Annotated in this window: 9 protein-coding genes; 3 read left to right on the forward strand and 6 right to left on the reverse strand. The window is 69.3% G+C overall.

Annotation, left to right across the window (positions count from 1 at the left end):
* Positions 1 to 35 precede the first annotated feature (35 nt).
* On the forward strand, positions 36 to 1,091 hold the full coding sequence (locus RIF93_RS15005; protein ID WP_309092256.1) for a 2-oxoacid:ferredoxin oxidoreductase subunit beta: 1,056 nt from the start codon (positions 36 to 38) through the stop codon (positions 1,089 to 1,091).
* On the opposite strand, the gene RIF93_RS15010 is transcribed toward RIF93_RS15005, so the two are convergent.
* The 3 genes from RIF93_RS15010 to purM form a co-directional block, all read right to left on the reverse strand.
* Positions 1,072 to 1,818, reverse strand: coding sequence for a hypothetical protein (locus RIF93_RS15010; protein ID WP_309092257.1), 747 nt, complete (start codon positions 1,816 to 1,818; stop codon positions 1,072 to 1,074). The two genes, RIF93_RS15005 and RIF93_RS15010, sit on opposite strands and share 20 nt — an antisense overlap.
* Positions 1,815 to 2,594: a DUF3313 domain-containing protein gene (locus RIF93_RS15015; protein WP_309092258.1), complete on the reverse strand. Its 780-nt coding sequence runs from the start codon at positions 2,592 to 2,594 to the stop codon at positions 1,815 to 1,817. Before RIF93_RS15015 ends, RIF93_RS15010 begins: the two co-directional genes overlap by 4 nt.
* Before the next feature lie 65 nt (positions 2,595 to 2,659).
* Entirely contained in the window at positions 2,660 to 3,685 is a 1,026-nt protein-coding gene (gene purM / locus RIF93_RS15020; RefSeq protein ID WP_309092259.1) for a phosphoribosylformylglycinamidine cyclo-ligase, read from the reverse strand.
* Between the two features lie 82 nt (positions 3,686 to 3,767).
* On the opposite strand from purM, the gene rnd reads away from it, so the two are divergent.
* Positions 3,768 to 4,946 carry a ribonuclease D gene (gene rnd / locus RIF93_RS15025; RefSeq protein WP_309092260.1) on the forward strand — a complete coding sequence of 393 codons (1,179 nt, stop codon included), beginning with the start codon at positions 3,768 to 3,770 and terminating at the stop codon, positions 4,944 to 4,946.
* On the opposite strand, the gene RIF93_RS15030 is transcribed toward rnd, so the two are convergent.
* On the reverse strand, positions 4,943 to 5,569 hold the full coding sequence (locus RIF93_RS15030; RefSeq protein ID WP_309092261.1) for a LysE family translocator: 627 nt from the start codon (positions 5,567 to 5,569) through the stop codon (positions 4,943 to 4,945). The two genes, rnd and RIF93_RS15030, sit on opposite strands and share 4 nt — an antisense overlap.
* 113 nt (positions 5,570 to 5,682) lie before the next feature.
* Here RIF93_RS15030 and RIF93_RS15035 point away from each other — a divergent pair, with 113 nt between their 5' ends.
* Entirely contained in the window at positions 5,683 to 6,183 is a 501-nt protein-coding gene (locus tag RIF93_RS15035) for an Lrp/AsnC family transcriptional regulator (RefSeq protein ID WP_309092262.1), read from the forward strand.
* Between the two features lie 395 nt (positions 6,184 to 6,578).
* On the opposite strand, the gene RIF93_RS15040 is transcribed toward RIF93_RS15035, so the two are convergent.
* Together RIF93_RS15040 and RIF93_RS15045 are read right to left on the reverse strand one after the other, a co-directional pair.
* The gene (locus RIF93_RS15040; RefSeq protein WP_309092263.1) at positions 6,579 to 8,087 is read right to left on the reverse strand and encodes a Ppx/GppA phosphatase family protein; all 1,509 of its coding nucleotides are present in this window, start codon (positions 8,085 to 8,087) and stop codon (positions 6,579 to 6,581) included.
* Positions 8,068 to 9,900, reverse strand: a 1,833-nt coding sequence (locus RIF93_RS15045) for an RNA degradosome polyphosphate kinase (RefSeq protein ID WP_309092264.1), incomplete at its 5' end; no start/stop codon positions are given. The genes RIF93_RS15045 and RIF93_RS15040, both read right to left, overlap by 20 nt.

Consider the following 9,900-nt stretch of genomic DNA (forward strand, 5'->3'; position numbering starts at 1 on the left):
CAGCTGATGTCCCTGGGCCAGATCGAGGCGGCGGAATGACCTACATCACCAAGCCGCAGCTGCACCATCCGAAGCTGCCGACCAACAGCCTGGGCTATACGCGGCGGGACTACGAGGGCTCGGTCTCGACGCTGTGCGCCGGCTGCGGCCACGACAGCATCTCCGCGGCCATCATCCAGGCCTGCTTCGAACTGGAGCTGCCGCCGCACCGGGTGGCGAAGCTCTCGGGCATCGGCTGCTCGTCGAAGACGCCGGACTATTTCCTCGGCAATTCCCACGGGTTCAACACGGTGCACGGGCGGATGCCTTCGGTGCTGACCGGGGCGAACCTGGCGAACCGCGACCTGATCTACCTGGGCGTCTCGGGCGACGGCGATTCCGCCTCGATCGGCCTGGGCCAGTTCGCCCATGCCATCCGCCGCGGCGTGAACATGCTCTACATCGTTGAGAACAACGGCGTGTACGGGCTGACCAAGGGCCAGTTCTCGGCGACGTCGGACAAGGGTTCGAAGTCCAAGCGCGGCGTGGTCAACCACGACGCAGGCATCGATATGGTGAGCCTGGCCCTGCAGATGGGCGCGACGTTCGTGGCGCGCAGCTTCTCGGGCGACAAGGCGCAGCTGGTGCCGCTGATCAAGGCGGGCCTGGCCCACAAGGGCGCGGCGTTCATCGACTGCATCAGCCCTTGCGTGCAGTTCAACAACCACCAAGGGTCGACCAAGAGCTTCGACTATGTGCGCGAGCACAACGAGGCGGTGAACCGCCTGGACGTGATCTCGCCGCGCGACCCGATCCACGTGGCCTACAAGCCCGGCGAGACGGTGCGGGTGCAGCAGCACGACGGGTCCATCCTGTCGCTGCACAAGCTGGCCGAGCTGTACAACCCGAACAACCGCGCCCAGGCGCTGGGCTACCTCCAGGCGCGGCAGGCGCGGGGGCAGATCGTGACGGGACTGCTGTTCGTCGATCCGAACGCCGCCGACCTGCATGATGCCGTGGGCACCGTGGAGAGGCCGCTGAACCAGCTGGGGGAGGCTGAGCTGGTGCCCGGCCAGGCGGCGCTGGACGCGATCAACGCTTCCCTGAGATAGGCCGGCCCCACCAGGAGGCGGCGAGGCCAACCGCCACAGCGCAGGCGAGCGCGAGCCAGGCGATGGCCGGGTTTCCGGGCCGTTCGGCGACCCACACTGCGACGAGGCCCCACACGACCGCTGCGCCATAGGGGACGGCCGCGGTGCGGCGGAGCACCCAGAGTGCCGCGGCGGCGGTGACGAGGACGCCCGCGGCGCCGGCGAGCAGGGCGGTGTCGGACGTCACGGTCCGCTCGGCCGTCAGTACGGTCAGGATGTTCACCGCCGAGGCGACGGTCAGCCAACCGGCGAGCAGGCCGAGCGGCCACCAGACCAGCAGCCAGTCGAGGAAGGTGCTCTTGCCGCGGCTGGCCCGCATAAGCCCGACAATCATCACGACGGCGGCGGCCACGATGATCGCCACGGTCAACCAGCGTTGGTTGAAGGCCGAGGCGAATATCCAGGCGCCCGTGGCTGCGATGCTGAAGACGGACGGCCAGGCCAGCGCCTTGATCGCCGTGTTCCCCGTGTTCCGGGGCAGGGCCTGCCAAAGCGCATAGGCCGCCAGGCCGAGGTAGATCAGCCCCCAGATCGAGAATGCATAGCCGGCGGCGCGCAAGGTGCTGTCGCCCTGGTCCGCGAATTGGGAGGCCGATAGGCCGATGCCGAACGAGTCCTGAGCCGCGGGCGCCGCGATGGCAAAGGCGACGGCGGCGATCACCGCGAGCTTTCGAGGCGCATCCTTCATTCCGGCGTCTCGTCCTCCTTGGCCGGCTTCGCCGCATTGGTCTCGGGAATGTAGAGCCCGGTGGCGAACTTAGTCAGCCAGCCTTCGGGACGGATGCGCGGGCCGAACTCGGCGCAGGGATCGGGCTTGGGGATCTCGCGGGACTTGGCGTCCTTGGCGCTGAGCGCCTTCACCGCATCATCGGCGAAGGGCTCGGCGAACTGCAGGGCGTCGCCGACGCGGCTCAGCGAGGGGTTGTCCGTGCCGATCGGGGTGGCGTTGCGGTTCCAGGTGATGGCGGCGAGCTGGCGGCCGTCCGGCGTAAGGAGCTCGGCCTCGGCGCCCAGACCGCCGGTGGAGCCCGGGACCCGTACGCCGATCGGCCCGGGGATGAAGAAGCCCGCGGCGGCCGAGGCGAGGGAGCCGGCGGCATTGGTGTCGTTCACGCGGGTGACGGCGGCGCGGAGGTTGGCGTCGGGGTTCTCCTGGACCAGTTCGTAGCGCTCAGACGCCTCGAAGCAGAGCTGGGCGTCGATCTCGCGCAGCAGCAACTTCTGCTCGTTCTCGGACAGCCAGCCCAGCCGCGCCTTGGCGTCGGGCAGGAGGATCGTGGGCGCGAGCACGATGCGCCGGACACCCGCGAGGGCGGCCTCGTCCCGGCGCTCGCGGATGTCGGCTCGGACCGTGCCTTCGCGAGGGCTGAGCCCTTCGTAGCTCGTCAGGAAGCCGGACGGACGGTGCGGCGTGGCGCACGCGGCCAGGGCCAGGAGGAGCGGGAGGGCGAGGAGCGGTCTCATGGCGCGCTACGGTTGTTCCAAGGCGACGATGCACCCTAGAACGCGTGAAACCGACTGACGTGAGGTCAGGCCTTCGCCAGTTCGCCGACTACGAAGGCCTCTTCGCCGTCCCGGACGAGGCCTTCCAGGACGTCGGGCAGATCGTGGGGATCGACGATCAGGACGAGGCCGACCCCGCAGTTGAAGGTGCGGCGCATCTCGTGCTCGGAGACGCCGCCGGTGGCCTGCAGCCACTCGAAGACCGGCGGCAGGGCCCAGGCGTTCCAGTCGAACCTGGCCTCGAGACCGTCGGCGATGGCGCGGGGCGGGTTTTCGATCAGGCCGCCGCCGGTGATGTGGGCCAGACCCTTGATCCGGCCCGCCTTCAGGTGGGGCAGGACAGTCTTGATGTAGATGCGCGTCGGCTCGAGCAGGGCGACGGCGAGCGTCTTGCCCTCGGCGAACGGCGCAGGATCGCTCCAGGCCAGGCCCGAGCGCTCTACGATGCGGCGGATCAGCGAATAGCCGTTGGAGTGCGGGCCGGAGGAGGCAAGGCCGATCAGGATGTCGCCTTCCTTCTGGTCGGACAGGCGCGGCAGGACCTTGTCGCGGTCGACGGCGCCGACGCAGAAGCCGGCCATGTCGTAGTCGCCCTCGGCATACATGCCGGGCATTTCCGCGGTCTCGCCGCCCACCAGGGCGCAGCCGGCCTGGCGGCAGCCCTCGGCGATGCCGCCGACGACCGCGGCGGCGGCCTCCACGTCGAGCTTCCCGGTCGCGTAGTAGTCCAGGAACATCAGCGGCTCGGCGCCCTGGGCCAGCAGGTCGTTGACGCACATCCCCACGAGGTCGACGCCGACGGTGTCGTGGATCCCGGTCTCGATGGCGACCTTCAGCTTGGTGCCGACGCCGTCGGTCGTGGTGACCAGCAACGGATCGTCGTAGCCGGCGGCCTTCAGATCGAAGAGCGCGCCGAAACCGCCGAGCGAGGCTTCGGCCCCCGCGCGCCGCGTGGACTTGGCCAGCGGCTTGATCCGCTCGACGAGCGCGTTGCCTGCGTCTATGTCGACGCCGGCTTGAGCGTAGGTAAGACCGTTCGGCCGCTGGGACATTCAGGAAGCCTATAGTGGTTTGGAGACCCGCGCGCATTCGCGGACTTGCAGACTCGGGCGCGCGCGGGGCTATAGCTAATCGATGACGCCGATCACAACCACCGCGGAACTCGAGGCGTTCTGCGACAAGCTCAAAGGCCAGTCCTTCGTCGCCGTGGACACCGAGTTCATGCGCGAGACGACCTACTGGCCCAAACTGTGCCTGATCCAGGCCGCAGCGCCCTCGGCCGAGGCCGTGATCGATCCGTTGGCGGACGGTCTGGACCTGTCGTGCTTCCTCGAGGTCCTGAAGGACGAGTCGATCCTGAAGGTGTTCCACGCCGCCCGGCAGGACGTTGAAATCTTCAACAACCTGGGCGCCATGCCCCGGCCGCTGTTCGACACGCAAGTCGCGGGCATGGCGGCGGGCTTCGGCGAGCAGATCGCCTATGACGCCCTCGTCCGGCAGATGCTGAAGCTGGAAATCGACAAGTCCAGCCGGTTCACCGACTGGGCGCGCCGGCCGCTGTCGGACGCGCAGCTGTCGTACGCCCTGGCCGACGTGACGCACCTAGCCAAGCTGTTCCCCATGCTCCGCGACCGGCTGGAGCGGGAAGGGCGTCTCGCCTGGGTCACCGACGAGATGGCCGACCTGACCAACCCGGCGAACTATGACGTCGAGCCGGAGAACGCCTGGAAGCGGCTGCGGCCCCGGCGGCACACGGCCAAGTACCTGGCGGTCTACCGGGCGGTGGCGGCGTGGCGCGAGCGGACCGCCCAGCTGCGCGACCAACCCCGCGGCCGAATCCTGAAGGACGACGCGATCGACGAGATCGCCACTCAGGCGCCGACGGACGCCGACGCTCTGGACCGCCTGCGTTCGGTGCCGAAGGGCTTCTCGGGCTCGCGGTTCGGGCCGGACCTGATCGCCGCCGTGCGCGAGGCGCTGAAGGACCCCGAGGCCTATGCGCCGGTGATCGAGAAGACCCGCCAGCCGACCTCGCCGGCGGCCGGCGCCGTCGTCGAGCTGCTGAAGGTGCTCTTGAAGGCCCGGGCCGAAGAGGCGGGCGTCGCCTCGAAGCTGATCGCCACCGTGGCCGACCTGGAGCAGATCGCCAACAACGACAACGCCGACACCGCGGCCCTGAAGGGCTGGCGGCGCGAGGCGTTCGGGGAGGACGCCCTGAAGCTGAAGCGCGGCGAACTCGCCCTGGTGCTGGACGGCACGCGCGTGCGGGTCGTCGAGGTGCGGCGGGCGCCCAAGGCGGCGACGGCGGGCTAGCGCGACAAGGCTAGTCGCGCGCCGAAGGCCATCAGCAGACCTCCGAAGAGCCAGCGCTGAACGCGTCGGGCGAGCGCATTCGTGCGCAGGAACCGGCCCAGGCGGTCGCCGCCGTAGGCGAGCAGGGCGTCGTAGGCCAGGGCGATCAGCACGGTTGCGGCGCCCAGCAGGGCGAGCTGGCGCCACATGGGCCAGCCGTCCGGATTGACGAACTGGGGCAGCAGGATCGAGCAGAAGATCAGCGCCTTGGGGTTCAGCAGGTTCGTCAGGATCCCGCGGCGGACGAAGGTCAGGTGCGAGCCCGGCTTGCGCGCGGCGTCGGGACCATGGGGCGGCGGATCGTCGGGCGCGCGCAGGATCTGGACACCCAGCCAGACGATGTAGGCGGCGCCGATTAGGCGAAGGACCATGAACGCCGTCGGCGAGGCCCGCACCAGGGCCGCCAGGCCCAGAGCGGCGAGCGTCACGTGCACGGCCCTGGCTATGGCCAAGCCCCCGGCGGCGGCGAGCCCGCGGCTGGCGCCGTGCCGGCCGGAAGCGTCCAGCACCAGCAGCATGTCCGGTCCCGGCAGCAGCAGGACGACGACCAGGGTGGTGACGAAGAGCCAGAGATCGACGGGCATGGCCTCAGGCGTAACACCGCGCGGCGCCGCAGGTCCTTGCGAACTGCGCAGCTGCGTAGCTTGAATTTGGCAGAAGATGCTAAGATGGGCCGCTGGAGGAAAAGAACCTGCCAATGCAACTGGACGAACTCGATCGGAAGATCCTGGCGGCGCTGCAGCGCGACGCGCGGCTTTCGAACGTGGAACTGGCGGACGAGGTGGGGCTGTCGCCGTCGCCGTGCCTGCGGCGCGTGAAGCTGCTGGAGCAGGCCGGAGTGATCCGCGGCTATCACGCGGCCCTGGACCGGGCGGCGGTTGGCCTGGACCTCACGATCTTCGTGGGCGTGCAGGTGAGCCGCCATGACGAGGCGAACAACGCCGCGTTCCAAGAGGCCGTCCGCGCGGTCCCGCAGGTGGTCTCCTGCCACCTGGTCTCGGGCGAGTCCGATTTCCTGCTGCAGGTCGTGGTGCCGGACCTGGCCAGCTACGAGCGCCTGTTGCTGGGTGTCCTCTTGAAACTGCCGGGCGTCCGTGACATCCGCAGCAACTTCGCGATCCAGACGGTGAAAGCGCCCAGTCCGCTGCCGCTGGACCACCTGAGGAACGGGAAGCTGAGGACGAAGCCAAGCCGTTGAAGGCGCTGGCCTTTCCGGATCGCTCCCAAGCTTGTCCACACGCGGTCCACCGAACCATCCGCAGGCCGTGCACAGGGCCTCGGTCAACGCCGCTTGCCGAACGCCGGTCCCTGGGTGATCGTGACCTTGCCGAGAGGGACTGCGGCGCGGCGGACCGGGAGACCGGGCGGCCAAGCGGGCGGGAGGCTCCTCCGGGACGGGAAGACGCGGGAAGGTCCTTCGGGACGGCCCCAGGTCTCGACGGCCAGGAGAGGCGTCCGAGGTGGGTCGAAGCCGAGCCGGGCGACTGGCGGAGCGGGGATCGCCCCGGGACTTGAAGGCTCAGATCCCCCAACGGATCTGGTTCAGAGGGCGGTGTTCCGGGCTACCGGGGCGCCGCCCTCTTGCTATGGGCCTTAGCCCATCTCCAGCTTGAGCTTCAGCGCCTGGGCGAGGGTCTGGGCGCGTTTGGCGGTCTGTTCCCCGAGCAGCATGTCTTCCCAACCCGAGACGGTCGTCAGGCGCAGCCGATCGCCGCTGAGGGCGAGGCTGGAACATTCCAGGAGGCGTGGGTTGCGGCCCGAGAGGTCGCAGCCCAGGCGGATGGCCGAACCGAGGGCGCGGGCGCGCTGGCGGCGCTCGGGGGTCAGCAGCCGGTTGATCATGGCCGCCTCCGGCGTGCTCGTCGCCGAGGAATGGCGAGCGAAGGCGGTGGACGCCAGGAACGCCCGCTCGCGGTGATCCATGCCGGCGATTGGCGCGCGCAGCACCTGCTCGAAGGCGAGGTCGGCGCGATGGTCGGGGTGCAGCCGGGCGCCCAGGTCGGCCAGACGGCAGGCGGCCTGCAGCAGCACGCGGTCGCGGGCGCCGAAGACCGGCGGCAGCTTCTCGAAGGTAGGGCCGATCCAGGCCTCCAACGCGCCGCCGAGGTCGGGCGAGAGGCCGCGCGCGGCGGTCAGCGCCTCGAAGCCCTCGAGCAGCGGATCGCGGTTGCGGACCTCGGCCGGCATGGCCTCCAGCAGCATGCCCTCGCGCACGCCGTAGGCGGAGATGACGATGCGCTCGACGCCCAGACGCTCGATCAGCTGGTCCAGCACGAGAGCGGAATAGGGCAGGGTGTCGAACCGCTTCTTGGACACCCCTTGGATCCGTTCGAGCGAGGAGCGCGACTGACGTTCGACCACGCGGGCGACGTCCAGCGCGTCGGCGCGGCTCATCTCGTACTGATGCGCGATGTGCAGCGGATAATCGGCGAGCTGCATGTGCAGCAGGGCGAGGTTGCGCCAGGCGCCGCCCACGGCGTGGAATTCGCGGCTTGCGAAACGGTTGGCAAGCGGGGCGAGGTGGCCGTCCACCGTGCGGCGGATGCGGTCCACGTCCAGCGGCTTGGGCGCACCCAGGGCAAAGGGGCCCAGCGGCAGGGTGGCGCCCTCGACCGGTCCGGTTCCGTTCAGGCGGATGAGTTCGAGGCTGGAGCCGCCGAGGTCGCCCACGACGCCCTTGGCCTTGGGATCGCCGGCGACGACGCCAAGGGCGGCGTAGCGAGCCTCTTCTTCGCCGGAGAGGATGCGGACGTCGAGGCCCGCCTCGTCCTTCACGCGCTTCAGGAAGGCGCGGCCGTCGGCGGCGTCGCGAACGGCGGCGGTGGCGGCGGTCGTCACCTCGGTGGGCTGCCAGCCGTCGAGCAGCACGCGGAAGCGACGGAGCGCGGTCATGGCCGCCTCGACACCTTCGGGCGACAGGCGACCGGTGGCGGGCAGGTCCCTGCCGAGGCCCGCCACCACCTTCTCGTTGTAGACCGTCCAGAGCGCGCGACCGTCGATCCGGTAGATGACCAGACGGACCGAGTTGGAGCCGACGTCGATGACGGCCGCTTGCCGGGCTTCGGGGCGCCCCCCGGCGCGGCTATCCGCGCGAGGCCACATGGTCGATCGCGCGCGGCATGTCCTTCACTCGCTGCCCTCGACCCGAGAGGCTTGGATTGGTCATGAAGTACTCGTGCGCGGAAAAGGCGTTAGGGTGGTCCCAGGACGGTTCCCGCCTATACCGGCCCTCCGCGTCCAAGGTCCAGCTTTGGGCTTCGTCCTTCAGGTTGGCGAGCATGATCTGCTGCAGAACCTGCTGGTGCACGGTCGGGTTCTCGATCGGGGTCAGGCATTCAACGCGGCGGTCGAGGTTGCGCGGCATCCAGTCGGCCGAGGAGATGAAGATGCGCGCCTTGGCCGAGGGCATGGCGTGGCCGTTTGCGAAGGCCACGATGCGCGCGTGCTCCAGGAAGCGGCCGATCAGCGACTTGACACGGATATTCTCGGAGAGGCCCGGCACGCCGGGACGCAGGCAGCAGATGCCGCGCACCACGAGGTCGATGGCGACGCCGGCCTGGCTCGCGGCATAGAGCGCGTCGATCACCTCGGCGTCCACGAGCGCGTTCAGCTTGGCCCAGATGGCGGCCGGCAGGCCCTGGCGGGCGTTCTCGGCCTCCTGCTCGATCAGGCGCAGCAGGTCGCGCTTCATGGTGATGGGCGAGAACGAGAGCTTCTCAAGGCTTTCGGGCTGGGCGTAGCCGGTGACGAAGTTGAACAGCCGGGCCGAGTCGCGGCTGAGCGCCGGATCAGTCGTGAACAGGCTGAGGTCGGTGTAGATGCGCGCGGTGATCGGGTGGTAGTTGCCGGTGCCGAAGTGGCAGTAGGTGCGTAAGCCCTCGCCCTCGCGACGAACGACCGTCGAGAGCTTGGCGTGTGTCTTGTACTCGATGAAGCCGAAGACGACGTGGACGCCGGCGCGCTCCAGGTCACGCGCCCACTTCAGGTTGGCTTCCTCGTCGAAGCGGGCCTTGATCTCGACGACCGCGGTGACGTTCTTGCCGTTCTCGGCCGCCTCGATGAGGGCGGCGACGATAGGGCTGTCCTTGGAGGTCCGGTAGAGCGTCTGTTTGATGGCCAGCACGTTCGGGTCCCGAGCCGCCTGACGCAGGAACTGGACCACGACGTCGAAGCTCTCGAACGGGTGGTGGACCAGGATGTCCTTCTCGCGGATCGCGGCGAAGCAGTCGCCGCCGTGGTCGCGGATGCGTTCGGGGAAACGCGGCTCGAAGGGCTTGAACTTCAGTTCGGGGCGGTCGGCCGGGATCAGCTGCGAGAGCTCGTCCAGGCCCAGGAGGCCGTCGATGAGGATGATGTCCTCAGGGTTGGCGTGCAGGTTCTCGCAGATGAAGCCGCGCAGCTCTTCCGGCATGGCGGCCTCGATCTCGACGCGGACCACGGAGCCCATGCGGCGCTGCTTCAGCAGGGCCTCGAACTCTCGCACCAGGTCCTCAGCCTCTTCCTCGATCTCGACGTCCGAGTCTCGGATCAGGCGGAACACGCCCTGGTCTTCGACCTCGCAGCCGGGAAACAGGTGGTCGAGGAACAGCGCGACCACGGACTCGAGGGACAGATAGCGTCGCTCGCGCTTGCGGCCGCCCTTGGCGGCCGTGAGCTCCCAGAACCGGGCGACCTGCGCCGGCAGGGGCACCAGGGCGTGCAGACGGCGGCCGTCGGACAGCCGGCGCAGGTTCAGCACCAGCGAGAACGCCAGGTTCGGTATGAACGGGAAGGGGTGCGCGGGGTCGATGGCGAGCGGCGTCAGGACGGGGAACAGCTCGGAGAGGAAGCGCTCCTCCAGCGCGGCGCGCTCGACCTCGGTGATGTCGGCGCCCGAGACGACGCGCAGGCCTTCGGACGCCAGTTCATCGGCGAG

Origin of the sequence: Phenylobacterium sp., from assembly GCF_031181185.1 — a bacterium.
Taxonomy (GTDB): domain Bacteria; phylum Pseudomonadota; class Alphaproteobacteria; order Caulobacterales; family Caulobacteraceae; genus Phenylobacterium.

Coding starts and splice junctions, on each gene's coding strand:
- RIF93_RS15035 (WP_309092262.1), top strand. CDS start 5,683: ATGCAACTGGACGAACTCGATCGGAAGATCCTGGCGGCGCTGCAGCGC.
- RIF93_RS15005 (WP_309092256.1), top strand. CDS start 36: ATGACCTACATCACCAAGCCGCAGCTGCACCATCCGAAGCTGCCGACC.
- RIF93_RS15030 (WP_309092261.1), bottom strand. CDS start 5,569: ATGCCCGTCGATCTCTGGCTCTTCGTCACCACCCTGGTCGTCGTCCTG.
- RIF93_RS15015 (WP_309092258.1), bottom strand. CDS start 2,594: ATGAGACCGCTCCTCGCCCTCCCGCTCCTCCTGGCCCTGGCCGCGTGC.
- purM (WP_309092259.1), bottom strand. CDS start 3,685: ATGTCCCAGCGGCCGAACGGTCTTACCTACGCTCAAGCCGGCGTCGAC.
- rnd (WP_309092260.1), top strand. CDS start 3,768: ATGACGCCGATCACAACCACCGCGGAACTCGAGGCGTTCTGCGACAAG.
- RIF93_RS15040 (WP_309092263.1), bottom strand. CDS start 8,087: ATGTGGCCTCGCGCGGATAGCCGCGCCGGGGGGCGCCCCGAAGCCCGG.
- RIF93_RS15010 (WP_309092257.1), bottom strand. CDS start 1,818: ATGAAGGATGCGCCTCGAAAGCTCGCGGTGATCGCCGCCGTCGCCTTT.